We start from the raw sequence: 23,735 nt of genomic DNA on the forward strand, positions 1-23,735 counted from the left end.
CCTCGTGTCCAGGGTCACCCTTCCCCAGCTCGAAAACCTGCTCCTTGAAGCCGCGAACGGCCTCGGCAAACTCGACGTCTCCGCCAAGCGCAACTACGTCTTCGCGCTGCTGCTGCTCAAACGGTGCTCCGACGCCTTCGAGCGGGCCTGGCAGTGCGCGTACGACGCCGAACTGGCCCGTACGCGCGACCCGGCGGAGGCCACGGAGGCGGCCGACGACCCCGAGACCTACGGCACTGAGATATTCGTTCCCCCGGAGTCGCGCTGGGCGAGCCTCGCGGGGCGGAGCATGGAGATGGGCGGTCACCTCAACGCCGCCCTGCACGGCCTGGAGAAGAACAACGAGGATCTCGACGGAGTGCTCCGGCACATTGACTTCAACCGGGCCCCCGATGGAGCCCAGCTGAAGAACGCGACCCTGGTGGAGCTCGTCCGGTTGTTCAGCGGGATCCGGCTGAGGGACGAGGATCTCGAATTTCCCGACCTGATCGGGCTGGCCTACGAGAAGGTGCTGCGGGACTTCGCCGAGAGCGTCGACTCCAAGGGCGGCGACTTCTACACCGCCCGTTCGGTGGTGCGGTTGATGGTCCGCCTCGCCGCACCCCGTCCTCGCGACTCCGTCTACGATCCCTGCGCGGGCTCGGCCGGCGTGCTCGTCTACGCCCGTGAGTACATCGCCGACCACCACCCGGGCCAGGCGCACACGGTCTCGCTCTCCGGGCAGGAGCTGTCGACGGCGCACTGGGCGGCCGGCCGGATGAACCTGCTGCTGCACGGCATCCGCGACGCCGACGTCAGGCTGGGCGACACTCTCGCCGAGCCCCGGCACCTTGACGGTGGAGTGCCCCAGCGGTTCAACCGGATCCTCAGCAACCCGGAGTTCTCCTGGAAGGACTATGACCAGGGGGTCGCGACCTCGCGCGACTACCGGCGGTTCGAACACGGCACCTCGCCGAGCGCCGACCTGATGTTCGTCCAGCACATGGTCGCCTCGCTCGCCGACGACGGCGTGGCGGTCACCGTCATGCCGCACGGAGTGCTGTTCCGCGACCGGGTGGAGAAGGAGATCAGGGAGAGCCTGCTCCGCGCCGACGCCGTCGAGGCGGTGATCGGCCTGGGGGCCGGCATCCTGCACGGCACCGGCATCCCCATCTGCCTGCTGATTCTCCGCGCGCCCGGACACAAGCCCGCACACGCCCGGGACAAGGTCCTGTTCGTCAACGCCGACCGCGAGTACCGGCGTGGGCGCAAGCAGAACATCCTCGGGGAGGAACACGCCGAGAAGATCGTACGAACCTACCAGGAGTGGCGGGAGATCGGCGGTTTCTCCCGGGTTGTGCCGGTGAAGGAGTTGCTCGACGACGGCGCCAACCTGAACATCCGCAGGTGGGTCGACAACACACCGGAGCCGGAGCCGCAGGACGTCTCCGCCCACCTCTACGGCGGCATCCCCCGCGCCGAGGTCGAGGCGCTCGCCCCCGCCTTCACCGCCTACGGCCTTGAGCCCGCCGCCTTCTTCACCGCCCCGGATGACGGCTACCTCGACTTCCTGCCCGAAGGGCACGAGGCGACGGCGGCCCGCGTGGACGGCCTCGCGGGAGATCGGGAGGCCGCCTTCCGGGCCGCCGTCGAGACCTGGTGGCGCAAGCACGCCGTACTGCTGGAGGAACTGCCGGTCAACGGCGCCCCGATGGCGGCCAGGGCCTCGCTCATCTCCTCATTCTGCGAGGTGGTCGCGTCCATTCCACTGCTGGACGAGTTCACCGCGGCCGGCGTCGTCGCCGAGTGGTGGGCGGACAACCTGGCCGACGTGAAGACGCTCGCGGCACAGGGGCCGATACACCTGATCGGGGCCTGGGCCGCGAGCGCGGTGGCGGCTCTTCCCACCCGGCGGGTTCGCGGAAAGCCCAAGCCCACGACGGGCGCCGAGTGGCGCGCGGTCCGTGAGCGTCCCTTCGTCGAACGGCTGATCCCCTGGTACGGCGAAGGAGCTGAGGCCGCGGAGGCCGCCTACGCCGAGCTCGACACCAAGGTGAAGGCCGCCGAGGAGGAGGGTGTTCCCGCGGCCGATCTGAAGAGGCTCAAGAGCGACCGCGACATCGTGGGTAAGGCGGTCGACTCCGTTGCGGCGGTCCTGCCCACCACCATTGAGACAGAGGCGGCCAAGCTCACCTCGGAGCAGGCGGGACAGCTGGTCGTCGACGTGTTCGGCCAGGACGTGACCGCCCGGATCGAGGAGCGTCTGGAGGCGGCCAGGCGTGAGCTGACCGCCGGGTTTCGCAGGCTCGCCGACAAGTACGAGATCTCGCTCGAAGACCTGGAACGTGAGCGCGAGGAGGCCGCGGCCCGTCTTGCCGTACATCTGCGCGACCTGGGATACCCACGCAGGAAACGTCAGCAAATGTCGTGACCTAGCGCTAGATTCAGTTCCCACATTTTGCTCAGAAGGGGCGGTCGGCCACCGTGAACCATGTGGCACAGAAGAGGATCGCCAGGCTTCTGGGGCGGCTGGGCTGGCACGAGGCCGTCGACTGGTCCATGAAGACCGCCCGCGACATCGGCGATCACCATGAAGGGCTGCTCAAAGACCGTTTCCTGGCCGCCGTCCGGCGCATCAACCTGCGCGACGGTCAGCCGTGGCTCGACCCCGGACGTCTGGAGCAGGTCTGGGAGGAGCTGACCCGCCGCATCCCCATGGACATGGTGGAGGGCAACCGGAAGGTACTGGAGGTCCTGCAGTCCGGCGTGGACGTCGAGGGACTGTCCGACTGGGACGGCGGCAGGCGGCAGGTCGTCCGGCTGGTCGACTGGGACGCCTCGGGCGCCAACGAATTCCTCCTCGTCACCGGGCATCCCGTCGAGCGACCCCGCGACGGCGGTGTGTCCGACATCCGTCTCGACGCCGTCGGATATGTCAACGGTATTCCTTTCGTCGTGGCGGCCGTCGCCTCACTGGTGGGCGGGGTGCGCGACGCCGTCGACGCGCTGCGTTCCTGGACGGGGGAGCGTGCGCTGGCCCCCGACCGGAGCGTGCCCGAGCTCTTCCGCTACGTGCAGGTCCTGGTCGCCACGGACGGCGTCGGGGCCAAGCTGGGGACGGTCACCTCCCGGCCCGAGGACTTCGCCGTCTGGCGCACGACCCTGCCCGTCGCCGAGGACGAGGTGCGCGCCGAGCTGAGCGTGCCCGGCCCGCTCAGCGAGCTGGAGACCCTGCTCGCCGGGGCACTCCGTCCGGCCCACCTTCTCGACCTGGTGCGAAACTTCTCCGTCTGCACCCACCGGAGTGGGACCGACAATCGGATCGTCGCCCGCCACCAGCAGTTCAAGGCAGTCCACGCCATGGTCTTCCGGCTGCGGCACGGGGTCTCCCCGCAGGATCGGGGAGGCCTGCTCTGGCACACCCAGGGCGCCGGTAAGACCCTCACCATGACCTTCCTGGTGCGGAAGATCCGTACGACCAGGGGGTTGGAAGACCTCATGGTGATGGTGGTCTCCGATCGGCTGGACCTGCGACGCCAGCTCACCCCGGTCCTGCGGCTCAGTGGTGAGAAGGTCAAGGTCCTCACGAGCAGCCGGGAGGCCCGCAGGCACCTCACCCGGGGCGTTCCCGGCGTGTTCCAGATGATGATCCAGCAGGCGCGTAGGGACGACGCGGGGCCCCGGACGGTGACAGGGCTGGCAGGAGACTCCGAGGGCGTCGAGTTCGCCACCACCGTGCTCAACAAGAGCAGCCGCATCCTGCTGCTCGTCGACGAGGCCCACCGGACCCAGTCGGGCACCTTCCACCAGCGATTACGGGCATCGGTTCCCAACGCGGCGATGATCGGTTTCACCGGCACCCCGATCGTCCGTTCGTTCAAGCAGACGACCCGGAGCCTGTTCGGCATCACGGTCGACCACTACGGTCTGACCGAGGCCGAGACGGACCGCACCATCGTGCCCATCCGCTACGAGGGGCGCCACCTGCCCGGTCATCTCATCGACCGGGTCCAACTCGACCTGGCGATGGAGCGGGAGATGGGCGGCGGCCCCGCCGTCGTCGCACTCCGGGAGATCCTGGAGTCCAGGGACCTGATCGAGGCCAAGGCACGTGACATGCTCGCCCACTGGGTGCTCACGGGCCTGCCAGACGGTTTCAAGGCACAGGTCGTCGCGGTGTCCAGGCTCGCGGCCGTGCGCTACGGGGAGGCTCTGGGGAAGGCCAGGGACGCGCTCCTGGCCGCCGCGCGGCTCCACCGGCAGGACGAGGGGGCACATGACGGGTTCGAGGCCCCGGTGCTCGCCATGGCGAACCGCTTCCGCCGGCTCCTGGCCAGGGTGGAGTTCGCCACGGTCATCTCGCACCGGGACGGCGATCCGGAGGACTGGAGGCGCTGGACGGCGTCCGAGGCGCACAAGGAGCACACGGACCGGTTCGTCGCGCCGTTTTCCACTCCCGTTCCCGCTCCCTTTTCGCGGGCCGAACCTCGCTACACGGATGACACGCCCTGGGCGGAGCACGACCGTACGAAGTACGCCCGTGACGATGCCTTCAGCGATGAGAGCGGACCGGCCCCGATCGCCTTCCTGGTGGTCCAGAGCATGCTGCTCACCGGCTTCGACGCGCCGCTGGAGCAGGCACTCTACATCGACCGCTCCATCCGGGACGCGGAGCTCCTCCAGGCGGTCGCGCGGACCAACAGGACCGCCCGCAACAAGCGCCACGGGCTCGTCGTCGACTACGTGGGCATCATCGACAACCTCGGGCGGGCGCTCGCGGACTATGACCAGGAGGACCTGACCGGGATGCGGGAGGAGTTGCTCGACCACGAGCTGCCCCGCCTGGTGAGCGCGGCCAAGTGCATGCGCGATCTGCTCGTGGAGCTCGACATCGACATGATCGAGAGCGAGGAGGGGAGGTCCGAGATGCTCCACCTGCTCGAAGATCCCCGTACCCGCCGCCGGTTCGACGCCGCGGTCGAGGACCTGCTGCTCGGCGTCGAGCGGCTGCTGCCGCGTGATGAGGCCCTTGAACATCTCGATCTGGCGAGGGCGGTCTACGACGTCCAGTGGCATGCCCGACGGTTGTTCCGGGACACGCAGTTGGGACAGCAGGACGTCTACCGTCACAGTGCCCTGCTGCGCGAGCTGCTCGACGAGCACGTCCGCGCGGGCCAGGCCGGACAGCAGGTTCCCCCGGTGGAGATCACCACTCCCGGCTTCATGGAAGCGGTCGACGCCATCAGGAGCGGTCGCGACCGCGCACGGGAGCTGGAGTACGCCCTCAGGCACCACCTGGAGCGCGTCTCGGCCACCGACCCAATCCGTGCCCAGAGCATCAGCGAGCAGATCGACGACCTCCTGCGGCGGCTGAACGACTCATGGGAGGAACTGGCCGAAGCACTGCGCGAACTGGTCGAGCAGACACTGGCGCCGGAGGCGGACATCCTCGCGCTGGGCCTGGCGCCCCATACCGAGGGGCCGATCTACAGCATCATGGAGCAGGTTCTGGCCCAGGAGTTGGGGACGGCGAGTGAACCCGGTCTCGCGGTCACGGTGGCGAGGGAACTCGTCGTTCTCATCCGCGAGGGGGTCCGTCCTCCGCATTTCCCCCAGAGCAACTACCTGCAGAAGGCCCTCCGCGTCGGGGTCCGTGAACTGCTCATCGATCGCTGCATGCTCGGTCGCGCCGCTGCCGCGACGGCCGCCGCGACGATCGTTCAGGTGGTCTGCGCCGATATCGAGCACTTCCGTGAGGACTGACGGCCGGGATCTTCCCGCCGATGGACGGCACAGATCATCCAGGTCGACGGGTCACGGGATGAAAGCCCGGTAAGTGTCCGGCCTACGGGTGATCTCTGCTCGCGATCAGGGCGGCGACCCCGTCCAGGATGCGGTCCAGGCCGAAGGTGAGGGCGTGGGCGGGGTCGGAGATCGCCTGGTGGGCCTGGCCCGCCGCCTCGCCGACGCGGGAGGCGACGGGGAAGCGGGTGCCGTCCATGATCTTGTCGAGCAGCGGGGCGTTGGACAGCCACCACTCGGTGTCGGTCATCCCGCTCTCCTGCCGGACCCGTTCCTGGTTGGCCGCGGCCCTGGCGGTGCTCTGCACGTGGCTGAGGACCAGGGCCAGGACGGAGTCCATCTCGACGTCCGTCAGACCGACGCCGTCCAGCGGGCGTAGCTCGGCCTCGTACTTGAGCGACGCGTTCGGCCCCAGCGTGGAGCGGGCGTCGATGACCTGCAGCATCCATGGGTTGCGCCGGTAGAGGTCCCAGTTGCGGGCGGCGACGAACCCCATCGCGCCCCGCCACCCGCCTGCCTGCCGGGACGGAGTGTCCACATCGGCGTACAGCTCCCCGTAGGCGGTGTCGACCATGAGGTCGACCAGTTCGCCCTTGCCGGGGACGTGGGTGTAGAGGGACATGGTCCCGACCTCCAGCCGCTCGGCGACCTGGCGCATCGAGACCGCTTCGAGCCCCTCGGCGTTGGCCAGTTCGATGGCTGCCAGGACGATCGAGCGCACGGTGAGCCCGGAGCGCCCCGGCTTGCTGTGCGAGCCCCACAGGAGCGCCAGGCTGCGTGCCGGGTCGGCGTCGGAAGCTTTTTTCGCACTCAAGGGAACGGTCTCCAGATTCTCGTCGTTGAGACCACCGTAACCGAGCCGTACGATGTACGGTACAGTCTACGCTTTAGAGGTGCGACGGCACCGGATGAGAAGACGGGCGAAAAGGGGTGAAACGGGTGACTGTGAAAGCGGCAGAGTTCGCGATCGCCGCGCACGACGTGCGCAAGAACTATGCGGGTGCCTCCGAGGGGACGGGGCTCAACGGGTTCGACCTGCGGGTGGCGGCCGGCACGGTCTGCGGCCTGCTCGGGCCCAACGGCGCGGGCAAGACCACGGTGATCCGGATCCTGTCCACGCTGCTGCGCCCGGACTCGGGCCGGGCGAGCGTCGCGGGATTCGACGTCGTCGCGCAGGCGCGGCAGGTTCGCGAGCGGATCGGGCTGGTCGGCCAGTACGCGGCGGTCGACGAGATCCTCAGCGGGCGGCAGAACCTGGTGATGTTCGGCAGGCTGAACCACCTGCCGGCCACCGGGGCGCGGAGGCGGGCCGACGACCTGCTGGAGCGCTTCTCGCTGGCGGACGCCGGGGCCAAGCCGGTCGGCGAGTACTCCGGCGGCATGCGCAGGCGACTCGACCTGGCGGCGAGCCTCATCGTCGCGCCCTCGGTGCTCTTCGTGGACGAGCCCACCACCGGCCTCGACCCGGCAGCCCGCCAGGAGGTCTGGTCGGCCATCCGTGACCTGGTCGGCTCCGGCACGACGGTGCTGCTCACCACCCAGTACCTGGAGGAGGCGGACCGGCTGGCCGACCGGATCACGATGCTCGGCGCGGGCCGGGTCGTCACCGAGGGCACCCCGGAGGAGCTGAAGTCCGCCATCGGCGGCGACTGGCTCGACCTCGTCCTCGCCGATCCGGCGGACGTGGCCAGGGCGGAGGCGCTCGCGGCGCGGGTCGCGTCCGGCGGGATCCAGGTGGACGCCGAATCGCGCCGGGTCAGCATCCCGGTCGCCGAGCGCACCCGGGCACTCGTCACCATGGCCACCGCGCTCGGCGACGCCGGAATCGAGCCGATCGACGTCACGCTGCGCCGCCCCACGCTCGACGAGGTCTTCCTGCACCTGACGGGCGCCACAGGCGGCGAGCGGTTCCCGGCCCCCGCCCCGGCGGCCCGTACGGAGGTGTCCGCGTGAGTACGACGACCTCGACCCTGCCCGCCACCTCTCCGCTCTCCCGGTTCGGCTGGGCACTGGCCGACTCCTGGACGATCACCCTGCGCGACCTGAATCACTGGGTCCGCCGCCCGGGGACGGTCATCGTCGGCTGGCTCTTCCCGGTCATGATGGTGCTGATGTTCGGCGGCCTGTTCGGCGGCGCCATCGGTGTTCCCGGTGGGGGTGGCTACTTCGACTTCCTGATCCCCGGCATGTTCGCCATGACGATGCTCTTCGGCCTGGAGAGCACGATGATGGCGGTCACCACCGACGCGGCCAAGGGCGTGACCGACCGGTTCCGCTCGATGCCCATGAGCGCCTCGGCGGTCGTCATGGGCCGCGGGATCGCCGACATGCTCAACTCGGTGGTCGGGCTGGCCGTCATGATCGGGGCCGGGCTGCTGCTCGGCTGGCGTGCCGAGGGCGGCCTGCCCGAGGCGCTGGCCGCCGTGGGCCTGCTCCTGCTGCTGCGCTTCGCCCTGCTCTGGGTGGGAATCTATGTCGGCCTCGTCGCGGGAGGGCCGGAGGTGGTGACGTCGGTGCAGATCCTGGTCTGGCCCGTCGGCTTCCTGTCCAGCGTGTTCGTCGACCCCGCCACCATGCCCGGCTGGCTCGGGGCGATCGCGCAGTGGAACCCGCTCTCGGCCACCGCCACGGCCGCCAGAGGGCTCTTCGACAACCCCGGCTGGGCGGGGGAGTCGTGGATCGTGCAGAACGCCCCGCTCATGGCGGTGGTCTGGCCGCTGCTGCTGATCGCCGTCTTCCTGCCGCTGTCGGCGCGCAGGTTCCGCCGGCTCGGCGGCTGACGGAGTCTGCCTCCCGGCCGTCAGATCTCTGTGCGGCCGGGGGAAGCCCTGTTTCCCGATGGATCACAACGTTTGCCGCCGCGAGAAGATGCTCCGCGTTTTACATTGCCGCTCCGCCTTTTACATCGTGGTGACGGAATCCGTCGGAGCCTGTAACTGACGGTAGTGAACCTGGGGACATGAGTGAGACGGAACGGGAACGATCCGCCTCGGGGTGGACGCTCAACAAGGAACTGCTCAACGTCGGCGCGATCATCGTCGCCGCAGGCATAGCCCATCTCGTCATGGGCCTGATTGGACATGAGAAGTACGGGCCGTTCATGCTCCTGCTGCTCGGCGGGGTGCTCGTCGTGGCGGCGCTCGGTCACCGGTTCTACGAAGACCGGCGCCATCGCGTCCCCGTGGTCGAGGAGTGTCTGAGGTGTGGGGCGGTGACGGGTGAAGCATGAACCATCACCACCCTGAGCCCCTCTTACACCTGTTCTAACCGATTCGGTCTAGATCGGGATCTTGGGAGATTTCCGGCTTAGGATTCCGGCGTGCCCGCGACTCCTGGGATTTACCGGTTCCTCGGCTGCCTTGTCGTGCTGGCTTCGGCGATCGTTCCGCTCCCCGCGGCCGCGTACGCCGAGGCCGCACCCGTTGACACCGTGCTGCCCGGCACCCGGGTCACCGTACGGGAGGACTCCACGGACCCGCTCAGGGTGACCTCCTACTCCCTGGGCAAGATGACCTATCTGCGCAGGGGCGACGGGTTCACCCGGCAGGCCGCCTACCAGGAGGTCACGGTCGCGCCGAAGGGGGGCAACGCACTCGCGGTGCCCACCTCCTACAAGAGCGGCTACGACTCGGTCGTCCTGCTCGACCTGGCGACCTCCAAGGGCACCAGGATCCGTACGGTGAAGAAGCCGCTCGTCGCGCACTACGTGCACTGGAGCCGCGACGGCGGCAAGGCGGTGCTGACCACCGAGCGGAAGAGCGGCTCGGCGTGGGTGGCCTCCGGGTTCGTGGTCGTCGACGTGTCGGCGAAGAGCGCCAAGGCGGTGACCGTGGCCGGTGTCGACAAGGCCGCGCGGTTCCGCTGGAGCTCCGACGGCACCGAGGTGGTGGCCGAGTACCAGGGCGGTGCCCGCTTCTACGGGCAGGACGGCACGATCCGCCGCACCCTGGCCAAGACCGGCAGACCCGCCGGCGGGGAGGACGCCTTCACCCCTTCGGGCAAGGGCCTGATGACCTGGTGCCCGTCCAGCCACACCGAGCACGTCTGCGTCTGGGATCGCACCTCGGGCAGGCTCGCGGCCAAGGTGCCCGGCATCAAGCCGAAGGCCCTGTGGGGGTGGTGGGACGAGAAGCACTTCATCGCGGTCATCCCCTCCGGGAACCACTACCAGGTGGTCCTGTCGACCCTGAAGGGCAAGACCACGCGGGTGCTGGCCGCCTTCGCCGCCGCCGACTGGAACAACAAGCTCTATCTCGGATACACCCGGAGGTAAGGGGTCTCTCACCGAGCGGTGGGGACGTCCTTCGCGGAGCTCAGAGGTACAGGCCGGTGCCGTTGTCGGTCTGCGGGGTGGCGATGGCGTGCAGGTCGCGCTCGCGCATGACCAGGTAGAGTTGGCCGTGCACCTCGACCTCGTACTGGTCCTCGGGGTTGAACAGGACCTTGTCGCCGACCTTGACCGCCCGGACGTTCTGGCCCGCGCCGCAGACCTCACCCCAGACGAGGCGGTTGGCCATCTTCACCGTCGCCGGGATGACGATGCCGGCCGTGCTGCGCCGTTCCTCTGACTCTTGCTCGACCTTGACCATGACGCGGTCGTGGAGCATCTGGATCTCGAACTTCGGGTCACCCACGTCATGAAGTTTATGGGAACCGCGGAGCCGTGCCTGCTTGTCCGTGGACTCGGGTCGTGAGAAGGCCGGTCGGCAACGACATCGGTGGTGAAATCGCCTGCGAAGTAGGATCTCGCGCTATGACGTCTCCCGCGCTCGTAAGCGAATTTATCGACTGGTATCTGGCGGAGAATCCCATCTATGCCGCCCTCGCGGGCGCGCCGGGGTACGACAGGACCCTCGGCGACTTCACCGAGGCGGGCATCCTCGCCAGGGAGCGGCAGGCGCGCCGCTGGCTGGAGCGGCTGCAGGGGGAGCAGGGGGGACAGGGCACGGAAGGCCCCGGAGACTTCGAGGACGAGATCGACCGCATCCGCGACGACTACCTGGCCGCGGGCCGCGGTGATCTGCGCACCTTCCACGACACGCTGGCGGGTTCCGGCGGCCTCCCGCTGGGCCTTGCCCGCCGGGTCGCGCTGGAGGGCTAGCCTCTCGGAGGAGACCCGCCGCCTTCGGACGCGGCCCCGCGCCTATGTCCTGGCGACGGCGCGGCGCCTATGTCCTGGCGACGGCGCGGCGGCGGGTCTCGGGGACGATCAGCGGGGTGCCGCTCTGCGGGTCCTTGATGATCTCGCAGCGCAGGTCGAAGACCTCCCGTACCAGACCGGCCGTGACGATCGAGGAGGGGTCGCCCTCGGCGACGATCCGGCCGTCGCGCATCACGATCAGGTGGGTGGCGTAGCGGCAGGCCTGGTTCAGGTCGTGCAGTACGGCGACCAGGGTCCTGCCCTGCTCGTGCAGGTCGGCGCAGAGGTCGAGCACCTCGATCTGGTGGGCGATGTCCAGGAAGGTCGTCGGCTCGTCGAGCAGCAGGATCGGGGTCTCCTGGGCCAGCGCCATGGCCAGCCAGACGCGCTGGCGCTGGCCGCCGGAGAGCTCGTCCACGCAGCGGTCGGCCAGCTCGGTCACGTCCGTCGACTCCATGGCCGCCGCCACCGCGGCCTCGTCCTCGCGGGACCACTGGCGCATCATCCGCTGGTGCGGATAGCGGCCCCGGCCCACCAGGTCGGCGACCGTGATGCCGTCGGGCACGATCGAGCTCTGCGGCAGCAGGCCCAACCTGCGCGCCACCTCCTTGGACGGCAGCGAGGTGATCACGGATCCGTCCAGGTGGACCGCCCCCGCGCGGGGCTTGAGCATGCGGGCCAGGGCCCGCAACATCGTGGACTTGCCGCACGCGTTGGGACCGATGATCACGGTGAACGACCCGTCGGGGATCGTGACGTCCAGATCTCTGGCCACCACGCGCTTGTCGTAGGAGAGGGTCAGGCCGGTGCCGTACAGTCTCAACGTCGTTCCCTCTCGGACGCGGCCATGGCCACGACGTCCCTACTCACCGGGTACCCCTCCCTGCCGGTATGGCCAAGGTAAGGCTAATCTAATGAAATAGTCATTTAGGTAAGCCTATCCTTCAAAGAGGGAAATGTCCCTACCGGTTCTCCGCAGCGGGGATTCATGGCCGTCGGCCTCGTGTTCGCCCTCGCCGCGTGCGGGAGCGGAGCCGAGACGGCAGACCCGGTAGGCCTACGAGGTGGAGCGGACGGGATCAGGCGTAGGCGCCGCGGACCTCGATGATGTCGGCGAGCGGGAACTCCAGGTAGTCGCCCGCCTCCTCGCACCACGCGTCGAGCACGCCGCTGCGCAGCTCGCCGTGGCTGATGGTGGCGGTCAGGCCGTCGGTCAGCGTGATCGCCGCCCGCACGCCCCGGTCGACGACGAAGCCGAGCAGCGACTGCTGGGCGGTCGGCAGGCGGGAGGCCATGCGGCCGATGACCGCCCACGTCCTGCCGCCGGACTGGGCGGCCTGGCCCTCGGCGACGAGCAGGCGCTGAGCGTGCTCGCGAGGGTCCGGCGGCGGCTCCACCAGCGGGTACGGGGGCTGCTCGAACTCGGCGACCCTGCCCCCGGGCAGCAGGATCAGCCGTCCGTTCCGTGGTTCCTCGACGCGGGCCCTGCGGATGGTGATCTCCCCGGTGTCCTCGATGGGCACCGGGGCGTAGCCGTTCTCCCGCAGCGCCGTCAGGGTCCTGTCGGCGGGCATCGCGCTGGCCAGCACGGTCGGGGCGAGTAGCCGCAGGCCCAGCCTGCCCAGCCGCCGGTGCCCGGCGATCTCGGCCAGCAGCGCCGGGTCGGAGGCCTGCACGATGCAGGCGACGGTGGTCACCGTGACCTCGCCGTGCCGCCTGGCCACGTCGTGAATCAGGTAGTCGAGGGGCTGCGGAACCCTGCCCACCTCCGCGAGGTCGGTCAGCAGGCCCTCGGCGGTGTAGCCGGAGTCCATGGCCCGGCGCACGCTGGCCGGGGTGAACCGCCACACCGAGGCCGCGCCGCGCGACTCGCGCTCGGCGGCCCGGTCGAGCAGCTCGGCGAGCTCGCCCGCGGGCGGGCCGGTCACCACCGCGGTGAGGTCGGCGCCGAAGAGCGCGCTCCGCCGCACGCTGGCCAGCGCCCTGGTGGAGCACTCGACCAGTACGGGATCGTTCTCCACCAGGGGCGTGGAGTCGTCGATCTCGTCGCCGGGGAAGGCGTCCAGCCCGGCTATCGCGCGGCCGAGGTCGGTGATCGTGTCGAGGGCGACCAGCCCGAGCATCCGGGCCTCCTCCAACACGGCGGAAGCGCACTCGGCCAGCAGCGACCGGTCCAGCAGCGGGGCGTGCCAGTACGTGGACTCGACCAGCCCGGCCCGGTCGACGCACGCGGTGTTGGCGGGCAGACGGGCCAGCACGCCGAGCACCGCCCTCCGAGCACGGGCGACCATGGCTCCGGCGGGATCGTCGCCGAGCACCGTGCCGTACTTGCCGTCGACCTTCCGGAGCGACGAGCGCTCCATCCGCCACCACGCCGACAGCAGTACCCGGAGCCTGGCGGCCGCGTCGTCCAGCCGCCAGCGGTCGAACTTCTCGGTGGGCACCAGCCCGCCGGCGGAATCGTCCCAGGCCAGCAGCCGGGCCACCGCGCAGACCTCCAGCAGCAGCCGGGTCTCGTCCTCGTCGCAGCCGGTGTCCCTGGCCACTCGACGGACCTCGCGCACGCCCACCCCGCCTGCCTTGAGCAGCGGCAGCGGGAACTTCGCGGTGTTCTCCAGCATGGCGGCGCAGCGCTCCACCACGTGTGGCGCGGCCAGGGTCATCAGGTGGTCGACGGCCTCGGGATCGACCGGGACCGTGGCGAGGTCGGGCGGTACGGGGGTGAAGGGCGGATGGTAGTCGGGGCCGCGCAGCGCGAGCGCCACCTCACGAGGCATCGCGGCCACGTTCCAGCTGGGGCGGAAGAGCAGCCCGTGATCGGCGGCCCACTTCTCGGGAGCCCCCGGCACCACGAACGCGCCGCCGTCCACGTCTCGGACGGGACCGTCCCAGGCGAACTCCTCAAGCAGCCGCCTCGCGCCCTCCGGGGCCTTCTCCAGCAGCGCGATCACCCGCTGAGGGTCGGAGAGGATCTCGGTGACCCTGGCGACCGTGTGCCGTTTCGGGCCGTTCGGCAGGCCCAGGGTCCTGGCCAGCCCGCGCAGCGCGTCGGCGCTGACGGTCCAGGAGTTCAGGTAGTTGGGGAGCGGCTCACCGAGCCCGCAGGGGGCGGTCCACCACCGGGCGAGCCCCTCGGCCACCCGGATACGGCCCTCACCGTCCGGCCACGCCAGGGCGTGGTCGAACAGCAGGTCGAGCCAGGGCGCCACCTCGGCCTCGGGCACGCCCATGAACCGGGCCACCGCCTCAGGCCCGGCCTGCTCGCCGAGGGTCAGTGAGGCCTGTGCCACCTCCAGGGAGGGCAGCGGCAGGCCGCGCATGACCTCCATCACCGCGAACCCGCTGCCCAGCCGCTGCGCCAGGGTGTCCAGGCGGCGCGGCCACGGCGGGGCGATGGCGTCCGGCCGGTTGGCCAGAACTCGGGCGAGCCGTTCTTCGTCGAGGGTTTTCAACCAGCCGAGCAGGTGATCGTCCATCTCGCAGCTCTCTCAGGAATCTCGCGCGGGGACTCTCCGTGAGCCATAAACATCCACGGTAATGCAGAGGGCATCTCTGACGGCATCTACCGCGCAGAATGCGACGCGTTATGTGAGGTCTCCATCCGGTTCTAACGGTCCCGGGGCCGCCAAGAGGGAGAAGTGGCGGCCCCGGGACCGGTTGGCGCCCTTAAGGGGAAGAGGCGGCGCCGTCCGGAAGGGGTCGGTGGAGGTCGTGGAGAAGCGGGGGAACGGTACGCGGCGGGCGTTCGTGAGGCTACGGGCGGTCGAGGGGAGCGGGATCCTCGCGAAGGCCCGTTCTGAGGACGGCCCAGACAATCTTGCCGTACGGGGCCAGCGGTGCCCAGCCCCAGCGGAGGCTCAGCGACTCGACGATGTGCAGTCCGAGGCCGCCGATGTCGAGTGGCGATGGATCGCGAAGCGTGGGGAAGCCGGCTCCCGGGTCGTTGAGTGTGCAGGCGACCAGGTTGCCCCGCCGGAGCAGGGAGAGCCGGACCGGCTCCCTGGCGCGCGACTCGGCGAGCCGGAGGCCGTGTCTGATGGCGTTGGTCGTCAGTTCCGAGACGACCAGCTCCATGTTCTCGCTCAGCTCGCCGAGATTCCAGCCGGTGAGAGTGCCGGTCGCGAAGCTGCGGGCGGAGTGGACGGACTCGGCGTGTGGCGGGAGCACGAAGGTGGCGCTGGCCATGACTGCCGGGGATCCAAGGAGAAGATCGCGCGCGGAGTCGGGCCACCAGCCTGCGGGGGGCCACCAGTCGAGCGCCGTCCATGACGTTGACGCTCGGGGAGGCGCGGTTTGGGCGGACTGCACAGCCGCAATCATGGTGCAAACTCCCGTGCAGGTGCAAGAGCGAATGCACGTGCATAAGGTGTGTGCAACCGCTACCGTTACCCGTGATTGGGTAATTTCATGCGAAAGGGGATCTTGATCGTGGCCAGGGATTCTTCGGCCGCGAAGTGACAGACTGTCGATCAGGAAAGCGAGCGAGGAGCACCACGTGTCCATGGATCCGCCCGGTACCGGTTCCACTGTCCGGCGCATCATGCTCGGCGCGAGCCTGCGCCGGCTGCGTGAGGAGAAAGGGCTCGCCCGTGAGGCCGCGGGATTCCACATCCGTGCCTCAGAGTCCAAGATCAGCCGCATGGAACTCGGACGTGTCGGTTTCAAGACGCGTGACGTGGAAGACCTGCTCACCCTGTACGGCGTGCTCGACGACGCAGAACGGCGCGGCCTGCTGGAGATGGTCCGCGAGGCGAACACCCCCGGCTGGTGGCACAAGTACGGCGACCTGTTGCCGAACTGGTTCACCACCTACGTGGGGCTGGAGGAGGCGACGAACATGATCCGCACCTACGAGGTGCAGTTCATTCCCGGCCTGCTGCAGACGTCCGCCTACGCGCGCACCGTGATCCGGTTGGGCTACCCGGACGCGCTGGAGGCGGAGATCGAGCGTCGTGTGCATATGCGCATGCAGCGGCAGGATCGCCTGACGAAGAAGGACGGCCCCCGGTTGTGGGCGGTCATCGACGAGGCGGCCCTGAGGCGTCCCATCGGAGGCAAGGAGACCATGCGTGAGCAGATCCAGCACCTGCTGGAGGTGGCCACGCTGCCCAACATCACCCTTCAGGTGATGCCCTTCCGATTCGGCATGCACGCGGCCGAGGGTGGTGCGTTCAGCATCTTGCGGTTTCCCGAGTCCGATCTGTCGGACGTCGTCTATGTCGAGCAGCTCTGGGGTGCCCTCTACCTTGACAAACGTGAGGACATCGACCCATACCTCACAGCCATGGAGCAGTTGTGCGTGGAAAGCACCACGCCCGGGGGCACCGCCGAGATCCTCGGCGACCTTCTCAGAGAGATGTAAATGAACCAGACCTACAACGGCATGCCGGCCACTGACCTTGCCGGGGCCAGCTGGCGCAAGAGCCGCTACAGCAACTCGACGGGTAACTGCGTCGAGCTTGCCGAGCTTTCGGACGGCAGCATCGCGGTCCGCAACTCGCGTTTTCCCGAGGGTCCTGCCCTGATCTACACCCGGGACGAGATTCGTGCCCTGGTGCTCGGCGTGAAGGATGGGGAGTTCGACGGTTTAACGGTGTAACGCCGTTTTTACGTCAGGGCCGCAGGGTTAACCGAGGCGCGCCGGTGGTGTAACCGGGGGAGTGGAACGGCACGGAAGAGTTTGAGGTCACAGCGATTGGGGGCTCAAACCGTGCTCGACCAGATGACCTTGTACCCGGTGGCCGACGACGTGCTGTTCGCGCCAGGCGGGCGTGTCGTTATCCGTACCTACGGCGTCGCCTCGGCGGCAACAGGGGAGGGTGCGCCCGCTCCGGTGTCCTATCGCACATGGGTCACCGGAGTGCGCGACCAGCCACGCTACTGGCGCTGGGGCCACTTCGAGGATGCCTGCCACGGTCACCGCAGGGTTCTCGAATGGCTGACGGGGCGAGGTCCGCAGCCCGCCGCGGCGGCCGCCTGAACGAGATCTCCACGCTGTATCACCGCGGAGGGCTACGCGGACCCGTGGCGGGAGACCCTGCTGGTGCCCTTTCCCGGCTCCCGCCTCGCCCCGATCTAGGCAGAGCCCCCGCCTCGCCCCGATCTGGTGAGGCGTCCCCGAACGTTGACCGGGCTTTTCCGGGCCGGAATGGCTGTTCCCCGCTGCGGGTTTCCCGGTCAACGTTCGGTGTGGGGCCACTAGGCGGCGGGGAGGACCGGGGCGTTCCAGGTGAGGACGACCGGCTCGTCGCGCTCGAAGCCGAGCCGGGAGTAGGTGCCGGTGTCCAGGCGGAACAGGCGGCCGTCGGCCGGGGGCAGGCCGAGCCAGCGGGCGCACAGCATCCGCAGGAAGTGCCCGTGGGCGACCAGGAGCACCTCGCCGTCCGCGGCCCGGGCGCGGGCGATCACCCGGTCGGCGCGGGCTGCGACCTGCTCCGCGCTCTCGCCGGGGTGATCGGCGTCGCCGGGGATGACGCCGTCGCGCCACAGGTACCAGCCGGGGCGGGTCTCGCGGATCGCCAAGGTGGTGATGCCCTCGTAGCCGCCGTAGTCCCATTCCCACAGGTCGGGGTCGGTCTCGTAGTCCTTGATCCCGGCGAGCTCGGCGGTGTCCCTCGCGCGCAGGGCCGGGCCGACCAGGGTGAGACCGAAGGTCCGGCCCGCGACCAGCGGGGCCAGCGCCCGTGCCTGCTCCTCGCCCTTGGCTGTCAGTCGCAGGTCGGTGCGTCCGGTGTGCCGACCGTCCCGGCTCCACTCGGTCTCACCATGCCGCAGCAGAATCATCTGGTCCATGGTGCACTATCATGCCGTCAGCGGCCCGTCGCCCACGCTTCGGGGTGGAGGCTCCGGAGTCCTCGCGGGTCAGCGCCCCGCGAGCGCTCCTCTCAGCGCCCCGCGAGCGCTCCTCTCAGCGCCCCGCGAGCTCCTCGAGGACTTCGACGTCAGCCGCGACCGGTCAGACGATCGTGGTCGACAGCGGGACCACGGCGCATCGTCCGGAGCACGCGATCAGGGCCGGGGAGCGTGCGAAACTGGATCCGTGACGTTATCTGTGGGTCTGGTAGGTGCCGGGCCGTGGGCCGAGATGGTGCACGCGCCGATGCTGGCGGCTGGTCCGAACACACGTCTGGCGGGTGTGTGGGCTCGCCGCCCCGAGGCCGCGGCCAGGTTCGGGGCTCCGGTCTTCGAGCGGATCGAGGAACTCTTCGACAACTGCGAGGCCGTCGCGTTCTCGGTGCCGCCCGCCGTTCAGGCGGAGCTCGGCGTGCTCGCAGCCAAGGCGGGTAAGGCGCTGCTGCTGGAGAAACCGCTCGCCGCCGACCTGGACGGTGCCCGGCGGCTGGCCGAGGCGGTCGCCGAGGCGGGCGTGGCCTCGCAGATGGTCCTCACCTGGCGTTACTCGCCCGCCACCCGGGCCTTCCTGGCCAGGGTCTCGGCCATCGAGCCGTTCGGCGGCCGGGCGGCCAACATCTCGGGAGCGATGCTCGGCGGGGCCTTCGCCACCTCCTGGCGACTGGAACGCGGCGCGATCCTCGACGTCGGCCCGCACATGATCGACATGTTGGACGCCGCGCTCGGCCGGGTCGTCGGGGTCCGCGCCCACGGCAATCCGCTGGGCTGGGTCGGCCTGCTGCTGGAGCACGAGACCGGCGCGGTCAGCGAGGCGTCGCTGTGCATGAGCGTGCCGGGCGAGAGCCCGCCCGCCGACATCGAGATCTACGGCCGCCTCGGCCGGGAGTCCATCGACGACACCCGGCTGGGCTCCGACGTCTTCTCCCTCATGCTCGTGGAGTTCGAGCGGACCGTGCGGCGCGGTGGCGGCCACCCCCTGGGCGCCGCGCACGGCCTGCGCCTGCAGGAGATCATCGCCGCCGCCGAGGAACAGCTCGGCTGAGAGACGCCCCTGCTGAACGACGGCCCGCCGGACGAGCGGCTCCGTACGCGTGCGGCCTGCCGGCGGGACGGCGCGCCTGGAGGGTTGGAGAGCGGCTCTTTCGAAGAGCGGGCCTGGAGGTTCGGCGAGCGGCCCCTCCGGAGCGCGGCCTACCTGGAGAGCCACAGAGCGGTCAGCCCGGAGCCTCGGCATAGAGGCTGTTCGGGGGAGTTGATAGCGTTCGTCCAACGCGCGGCGTGAGCGAAGTCCGGTGTGAGCCCGGCGCTGTCCCGCAACTGTCATGGCCCCTCGTGGGTCGAGCCAGGTCGCCTCCGCCGCGTTGTCGACGCCGACCCTCGTGGAAAAGGGTGACCCGTCCTTGCCTGGGTCCCTCGGTTCCGGTAACTGAAAGGACCTCACGTGAGGCCCGTACGCAGCGCCCTCGCCGGCGCACTGCTCGCCACGCTGACCCTCGCCGGATGCGGTCAGAGTTCCCCAGCCACCTCGGCTTCCCCCACCTCGGCAAGCGCCGCCGCCACCTCCCCTTCCCCGGCGGCGGGTTTCCCCGTCACGGTGGAGGCGGGCAACGGCTCCGTCACCATCCAGAGCAGGCCCGAGCGGATCGTCTCGCTCGCGCCCGCCGCCACCGAGAGCCTGTTCGCGATCGGCGCCGGATCACAGGTCATCGCGGTGGACGACCGATCCAACCACCCCGCGGAAGCGCCGAAGAGCGAGCTGTCCGGTTTCAAGCCGAACGTTGAGGCGATCATCGCCCAGAAGCCGGACCTGGTCGTGCTCTCCGATGACATCGACGGCATCGTGGCCGCGCTGGGCAAGGTCGGCGTACCGGTGCTGCTGGAGCCCGCCGCCACCAAGCTGGACGAGACCTACGACCAGATCACCGACCTCGGTGCCGCCACCGGCAACGGCGAGCGGGCCACCGAACTCGCCGCGCAGATGAAGAAGCAGCTCGACGAGCTCGCCGCCGCCGCACCGAAGGACACGAAGCTCACCTATTACCACGAGCTGGACGTCACCCCCTACGCGGCGACCTCCGCCACCTTCATCGGCCAGATCTACGGGCTGTTCGGCCTGACCAACATCGCCGACAAGGCCCCCGACGCGGCGGGCGGCTACCCCAAGCTCTCCGCCGAGTTCGTCGCGCAGGCCGACCCCGACCTCGTCTTCCTGGCCGACACCAAGTGCTGCGGCCAGTCGAAGGACACCCTCGCCAAGCGTCCGGGCTGGTCCAAGCTGTCGGCCATCAAGAACGACCGGGTCATCCTCCTCGACGACGACATCGCCTCCCGCTGGGGGCCGCGCGTCGTGGATCTCGCCAAGCAGGTCGGAGAGGCCGTTCAGAAGGCCGCGGCCAGCTAGTTGACAGATCTCCCCCGCTCCTCCGGCGCTCCCGGTGGCGGCACGGACGGGCAGGCGGCCCGGCTCAGCCCGGCGGTGACGGTCCTGGCCCTGGCTCTGCTCCTGGCGAGCATGCTCGCCGGGCTGCTGGTCGGCGCCGCGGACATCGCGCCGACCAGCGTGCTGCTCCAGCTGCTCGACTGGCTGCCGTTCGTCTCGGCGGACTCGGGGCTGGCCCCGGTCGAGTCGAGCCTCCTGGTCGAGCTTCGGCTGCCCAGGGTCCTGCTCGCTGCGATCGTCGGCGGCCTGCTGGCCGTCGCCGGAGCCGGCTACCAGGGTGTCTTCCGCAACCCGCTGGCCGACCCCTACCTGCTGGGAGCGGCGGCGGGCGCCGGTCTGACGACCACCGCGGCGATCGTCTTCACCAGGGGCGACGGCGAGGCGATCGGCATCCCCGCCGCCGCCTTCGCCGGCGCCGTCGGCGGCGTCCTGCTCGCCTACGCGCTGGGCAGCGCGGCGGGCCGGGGCGGCGGCACCGCCACGCTGGTACTCGCGGGCGTGGCGGTCACGTCCTTCCTCACCGCCATCCAGACGTTCCTGCAGCAGCTCAGGGTGGAGGAGCTGCAGCGCATCTACTCCTGGATCCTTGGCAACGTCGGCGGCGGCTGGAGCCAGGTGGCGCTGGTGGCCCCGTACGCGGCCGTCTCGGTGCTGGTCATGCTGCTGCACGGCAGGCTGCTCGATGTGCTCTCGGTCGGCGACGACGAGGCGGTCACCCTCGGCCTGAACGCCGCCCGGGTCCGCCTCGTCGTGCTGTTCGCCGCCTCCCTGGCCACCGCGGCGGCCGTCGCGGTCAGCGGGCTGATCGGCTTCGTCGGCATCGTCGTGCCGCACGTGGTCCGCCGCCTGGCCGGGGCGTCGTACCGGATTGTGCTGCCGATCTCGCTGATCGGCGGGGCCGCCTTCCTGGTCCTCGCCGACCTGATCGCCAGGACCGTGCTCGCCCCGGCCGAACTGCCCATCGGGGTGGTGACCGCCTTCTTCGGCGCGCCGTTCTTCGTCGCCGTACTGCGGATGACCCGCCGGGTGGAGACGTGACCGTGGTACGAGGGGAGACGCGGTGAGCCGCCTCGCGGTGAGTGACCTGTCGGTGTTGCTGGACCGGCGGACCATCCTGTCCGGCGTCGGGCTCGACGTCCAAGGCGGCGGCTGGCTGGCCGTCATCGGTGCCAACGGCGCGGGCAAGTCCACGCTGCTGCGAGCCCTGGCAGGAGTGCTGCCCTGCGAGGGCGAGGTGCTCGTCGACGACGCGCCGATCAGACGGCTGCGGCACAGGGACCGGGCCAGGCTGCTGGCCTACGCTCCGCAGTCCCCGGCGCTGCCGGTCGACATGACGGTGTTCGACTACGCCCTGCTCGGACGCACCCCGTACATCCCCTATCTGGGCCGCGAGGGCCGTCGCGATCGCGAGGTGACCGCGTCGGTGCTGGAACGTCTGGACCTGTCGTCCCTCGCCACCCGGCGGCTCGGTCATCTGTCCGGAGGCGAGCGCCAGCGCGTGGTGCTCGCCAGGGCGCTGGCCCAGCAGGCCCCGGTGCTTCTGCTCGACGAGCCCACCACCGCCCTCGACCTGGGACACCAGCAGCAGGTGCTGGAGCTCGTGGACCGGCTCCGGCTGGCCGACGGGCTGACCGTCGTCACGACATTGCATGATTTGAGCCTCGCCGGCCAGTACGCTGACTCGATGATGTTGCTCTCCGACGGCCGGGTGGCCGCCTCCGGCACCCCGGCCGAGGTGCTGACCGGGGAGCTGATCGGCGAGCACTTCGAGGCCCGCGTCCGCGTCGTCACCGGCCCCGGCGGCAGGCCCGAGGTTCACCTGGAGCGTTCTTGACCGGGTCCGAGGTTCGTCTGAACGTTCCTGATCAGGTGCAAGGCCCGTCCGGAGGGTGTGTGAGCGGGTCCGAGGTTCAAGCGGACGCATTCGATCGGGGCCGAGGTTCGCACGGAGCCTCCCCGAGGCTGAGTCACCGCGAGGAGGACGGGGCCCGGCTGGCCTCGCTGCTGTGGGAGTTCGGCCCCGGGTGGCGGGCGATCTCCTCGGCCATGGTCGGCGGCGGCATCGGCCCGGCCGCCTGGGCGCTCAACGCGCAGGTGGTCGGCGGATACTCGCGGATGGATCCGGTGGAGCACCTGCTGGAGCTCGCCCCGCCGGGACCCGGCGTCGGCATGCTCACCGCCGCGTCCGTCGACCACTTCACCTGGGCCGACGACGGGGGAGTGGAGGCCATGGCGACCGTCGGCCTGCGCGTCCCCACCTGGGCGGCTGCTCCCGAAGGCGTCCCAGACCCCGAACTGGCCCCCGTGTACCTGCCGGGAACGATCAACATCATCGTCGCCGTGCCGGTCGCGATGAGTGACGCCGCACTGGTCAACGCGGTCATGACGGTGACCGAGGCCAAGACCCAGGCCCTGCTGGAGGCCGGTTTCCCCTGCACGGGAACCGCCTCCGACGCCGTCTGCGTGGCGGCCCCCGAGCACGGCCCGGAAGAACTCTTCGGCGGCCCCCGCTCCATCTGGGGCGCCCGCATCGCCCGCGCCGTCCACACCGCCGTCCACCGGGGCGCCCACCAGTGGGCAAAACGTGACGTGTTGACTACCTGAAGTAAGGGAATCGCGAGAAGTAGCATGTGGGCGAGGGCCAGACTCCCGATACTGAGCAGGTGACCGCGATGGCAACAACGGAGCCGACGACCAGGCGGACGGTTCTCCAAGGAGAGCCGCCGTTCACTGTCGACGACCTGCTCAAGTTTCCCGACGACGGGAACCGCTACGAGCTCTTCAATGGGAGCCTGCTGGTGAGTCCCTCTCCTATCCCCCTGCATCAGCGTGCGATCGCTCGCCTTCTCGTAATTCTCGAAGGCGTCGCACCACCTGAGTTCGAACCACTACCGGATGTCAACCTCCGGGCGAGCGACCGCGACTTCTTCATCCCCGACCTCGTCGTGGTGCCGACGAAGACCGTCGACGAGACGCAGCTGATGTTCGCGCCGCGCGACATCCTCCTCGCCGTCGAGATGGTCAGCCCGAGCACCCAGGCGCGGGACCGCCACCTCAAGAGGGCCGCCTACGCGGCCGCGGGCATTCCCGTCTACTGGCGGATCGAGCTGTCCGATGGTCCGTCCGTTCACGTCCACGAACTCGCCGGTGACGAGTACAAACCCGCCGAGAGGCACGACGCGGGAGAGGTCGCGACCCTCTTCGCCCCCTTTGAGGTTTCCTTCGATCCCGCCGTGCTGCTGCAGCCTCGGGGCTGAGCGAGGCAAGCCCTCCGCGGGTCCGGACGGCCCCCCTTCACCGGGGACGCCCGTCCGGACCCGCGTATTTCAGCTCTCCGTACGCAGGGCCGTGCCGTCGTCCCCGAGGGTGACGCCGTAGTCGGTGAGGGCGCCGTGGGGGGTATCCGGCGCCGGGTCTCCTCGCGTTTTCGAACTCGCGGGCCGTCCGTCCGGGTACGAGAGAAGCCTCCACTGACACATGAGAAGCAATGGCGGCTTTATCCCTTTTATTCCACTTTAGAGT

The 23,735-nt window shown here is 69.8% G+C and carries 22 protein-coding genes; 16 read left to right on the forward strand and 6 right to left on the reverse strand.

Translation table 11 applies throughout. The annotated features are described in order from the left end of the window. Positions 1-4 precede the first annotated feature (4 nt). Positions 5-2,410, forward strand: a complete 2,406-nt coding sequence (locus tag OG884_RS28420) for a type I restriction-modification system subunit M (RefSeq protein WP_326637910.1) — start codon at positions 5-7, stop codon at positions 2,408-2,410. A 62-nt stretch (positions 2,411-2,472) separates the two neighbouring features. Then, the gene (locus OG884_RS28425; protein WP_326637913.1) at positions 2,473-5,742 is read left to right on the forward strand and encodes a type I restriction endonuclease subunit R; all 3,270 of its coding nucleotides are present in this window, start codon (positions 2,473-2,475) and stop codon (positions 5,740-5,742) included. Positions 5,743-5,824: 82 nt separating this feature from the next. Here OG884_RS28425 and OG884_RS28430 read toward each other — a convergent pair whose 3' ends face one another. Beyond that, a complete protein-coding gene (locus OG884_RS28430) occupies positions 5,825-6,595 on the reverse strand; it encodes a TetR/AcrR family transcriptional regulator (RefSeq protein ID WP_326637915.1) in 771 nt (256 codons plus the stop codon). A 125-nt stretch (positions 6,596-6,720) separates the two neighbouring features. Between OG884_RS28430 and OG884_RS28435 the strand changes: the two genes are divergently transcribed. The 4 genes from OG884_RS28435 to OG884_RS28450 all read left to right on the forward strand — a co-directional run bounded on the left by OG884_RS28435 (position 6,721) and on the right by OG884_RS28450 (position 10,054). After that, complete coding sequence (locus OG884_RS28435; protein WP_442811542.1) at positions 6,721-7,734, forward strand: ATP-binding cassette domain-containing protein; 1,014 nt, start codon at positions 6,721-6,723, stop codon at positions 7,732-7,734. Then, a complete protein-coding gene (locus OG884_RS28440; RefSeq protein WP_326637916.1) occupies positions 7,731-8,561 on the forward strand; it encodes an ABC transporter permease in 831 nt (276 codons plus the stop codon). The genes OG884_RS28435 and OG884_RS28440 overlap by 4 nt, the downstream gene beginning before the upstream one ends. Positions 8,562-8,740: 179 nt before the next feature. After that, a complete protein-coding gene (locus tag OG884_RS28445) occupies positions 8,741-9,010 on the forward strand; it encodes a hypothetical protein (protein WP_326637917.1) in 270 nt (89 codons plus the stop codon). A gap of 90 nt (positions 9,011-9,100) precedes the next feature. Continuing rightward, complete coding sequence (locus OG884_RS28450) at positions 9,101-10,054, forward strand: hypothetical protein (protein ID WP_326637918.1); 954 nt, start codon at positions 9,101-9,103, stop codon at positions 10,052-10,054. A gap of 40 nt (positions 10,055-10,094) precedes the next feature. Here OG884_RS28450 and OG884_RS28455 read toward each other — a convergent pair whose 3' ends face one another. After that, the gene (locus OG884_RS28455) at positions 10,095-10,415 is read right to left on the reverse strand and encodes a GroES family chaperonin (protein WP_326637919.1); all 321 of its coding nucleotides are present in this window, start codon (positions 10,413-10,415) and stop codon (positions 10,095-10,097) included. Between the two features lie 119 nt (positions 10,416-10,534). Here OG884_RS28455 and OG884_RS28460 point away from each other — a divergent pair, with 119 nt between their 5' ends. Beyond that, entirely contained in the window at positions 10,535-10,882 is a 348-nt protein-coding gene (locus tag OG884_RS28460) for a hypothetical protein (protein WP_326637920.1), read from the forward strand. Between the two features lie 67 nt (positions 10,883-10,949). Here OG884_RS28460 and OG884_RS28465 read toward each other — a convergent pair whose 3' ends face one another. The 3 genes from OG884_RS28465 to OG884_RS28475 form a co-directional block, all read right to left on the reverse strand. Then, complete coding sequence (locus OG884_RS28465; protein ID WP_326637922.1) at positions 10,950-11,744, reverse strand: ABC transporter ATP-binding protein; 795 nt, start codon at positions 11,742-11,744, stop codon at positions 10,950-10,952. A gap of 256 nt (positions 11,745-12,000) precedes the next feature. Further along, positions 12,001-14,397: a helicase-associated domain-containing protein gene (locus OG884_RS28470; protein WP_326637923.1), complete on the reverse strand. Its 2,397-nt coding sequence runs from the start codon at positions 14,395-14,397 to the stop codon at positions 12,001-12,003. 277 nt (positions 14,398-14,674) lie between these two features. Then, a complete protein-coding gene (locus tag OG884_RS28475) occupies positions 14,675-15,106 on the reverse strand; it encodes an ATP-binding protein (RefSeq protein WP_326637924.1) in 432 nt (143 codons plus the stop codon). 316 nt (positions 15,107-15,422) lie between these two features. On the opposite strand from OG884_RS28475, the gene OG884_RS28480 reads away from it, so the two are divergent. From OG884_RS28480 to OG884_RS28490, 3 genes are all read left to right on the forward strand, one after another. Beyond that, positions 15,423-16,283, forward strand: coding sequence for a helix-turn-helix domain-containing protein (locus OG884_RS28480; protein ID WP_442811745.1), 861 nt, complete (start codon positions 15,423-15,425; stop codon positions 16,281-16,283). After that, a complete protein-coding gene (locus OG884_RS28485) occupies positions 16,284-16,520 on the forward strand; it encodes a DUF397 domain-containing protein (RefSeq protein ID WP_326637925.1) in 237 nt (78 codons plus the stop codon). It begins immediately after the preceding gene. 123 nt (positions 16,521-16,643) lie between these two features. Further along, complete coding sequence (locus tag OG884_RS28490) at positions 16,644-16,901, forward strand: hypothetical protein (RefSeq protein WP_326637926.1); 258 nt, start codon at positions 16,644-16,646, stop codon at positions 16,899-16,901. A gap of 218 nt (positions 16,902-17,119) precedes the next feature. Here OG884_RS28490 and OG884_RS28495 read toward each other — a convergent pair whose 3' ends face one another. Further along, a complete protein-coding gene (locus tag OG884_RS28495; RefSeq protein WP_326637927.1) occupies positions 17,120-17,713 on the reverse strand; it encodes a histidine phosphatase family protein in 594 nt (197 codons plus the stop codon). Positions 17,714-17,960: 247 nt separating this feature from the next. On the opposite strand from OG884_RS28495, the gene OG884_RS28500 reads away from it, so the two are divergent. The 6 genes from OG884_RS28500 (at position 17,961) to OG884_RS28525 (ending at position 23,470) form a co-directional block, all read left to right on the forward strand. Further along, positions 17,961-18,815: a Gfo/Idh/MocA family protein gene (locus tag OG884_RS28500; protein WP_326637928.1), complete on the forward strand. Its 855-nt coding sequence runs from the start codon at positions 17,961-17,963 to the stop codon at positions 18,813-18,815. Between the two features lie 399 nt (positions 18,816-19,214). Further along, positions 19,215-20,174, forward strand: a complete 960-nt coding sequence (locus tag OG884_RS28505) for an ABC transporter substrate-binding protein (RefSeq protein ID WP_326637929.1) — start codon at positions 19,215-19,217, stop codon at positions 20,172-20,174. A 111-nt stretch (positions 20,175-20,285) separates the two neighbouring features. Beyond that, positions 20,286-21,251, forward strand: coding sequence for a FecCD family ABC transporter permease (locus OG884_RS28510; RefSeq protein ID WP_442811746.1), 966 nt, complete (start codon positions 20,286-20,288; stop codon positions 21,249-21,251). Between the two features lie 22 nt (positions 21,252-21,273). Further along, positions 21,274-22,047 carry an ABC transporter ATP-binding protein gene (locus tag OG884_RS28515; protein WP_326637930.1) on the forward strand — a complete coding sequence of 258 codons (774 nt, stop codon included), beginning with the start codon at positions 21,274-21,276 and terminating at the stop codon, positions 22,045-22,047. A gap of 128 nt (positions 22,048-22,175) precedes the next feature. After that, positions 22,176-22,817, forward strand: a complete 642-nt coding sequence (locus tag OG884_RS28520) for an adenosylcobinamide amidohydrolase (RefSeq protein WP_326647017.1) — start codon at positions 22,176-22,178, stop codon at positions 22,815-22,817. A gap of 68 nt (positions 22,818-22,885) precedes the next feature. Beyond that, positions 22,886-23,470 carry a Uma2 family endonuclease gene (locus OG884_RS28525; RefSeq protein ID WP_326637931.1) on the forward strand — a complete coding sequence of 195 codons (585 nt, stop codon included), beginning with the start codon at positions 22,886-22,888 and terminating at the stop codon, positions 23,468-23,470. Positions 23,471-23,735: the final 265 nt, after the last annotated feature.

Origin of the sequence: Streptosporangium sp. NBC_01755, assembly GCF_035917995.1 — a bacterium.
GTDB lineage: Bacteria > Actinomycetota > Actinomycetes > Streptosporangiales > Streptosporangiaceae > Streptosporangium.

Bases quoted from the DNA above. Each gene is read 5' to 3' on its own strand.
- OG884_RS28445 (WP_326637917.1), top strand. From the start codon at position 8,741: ATGAGTGAGACGGAACGGGAACGATCCGCCTCGGGGTGGACGCTCAAC.
- OG884_RS28460 (WP_326637920.1), top strand. From the start codon at position 10,535: ATGACGTCTCCCGCGCTCGTAAGCGAATTTATCGACTGGTATCTGGCG.
- OG884_RS28470 (WP_326637923.1), bottom strand. From the start codon at position 14,397: ATGGACGATCACCTGCTCGGCTGGTTGAAAACCCTCGACGAAGAACGG.
- OG884_RS28475 (WP_326637924.1), bottom strand. From the start codon at position 15,106: ATGGCCAGCGCCACCTTCGTGCTCCCGCCACACGCCGAGTCCGTCCAC.
- OG884_RS28480 (WP_442811745.1), top strand. From the start codon at position 15,423: ATGGATCCGCCCGGTACCGGTTCCACTGTCCGGCGCATCATGCTCGGC.
- OG884_RS28485 (WP_326637925.1), top strand. From the start codon at position 16,284: ATGAACCAGACCTACAACGGCATGCCGGCCACTGACCTTGCCGGGGCC.
- OG884_RS28490 (WP_326637926.1), top strand. From the start codon at position 16,644: ATGACCTTGTACCCGGTGGCCGACGACGTGCTGTTCGCGCCAGGCGGG.
- OG884_RS28495 (WP_326637927.1), bottom strand. From the start codon at position 17,713: ATGGACCAGATGATTCTGCTGCGGCATGGTGAGACCGAGTGGAGCCGG.
- OG884_RS28510 (WP_442811746.1), top strand. From the start codon at position 20,286: ATGCTCGCCGGGCTGCTGGTCGGCGCCGCGGACATCGCGCCGACCAGC.
- OG884_RS28525 (WP_326637931.1), top strand. From the start codon at position 22,886: ATGGCAACAACGGAGCCGACGACCAGGCGGACGGTTCTCCAAGGAGAG.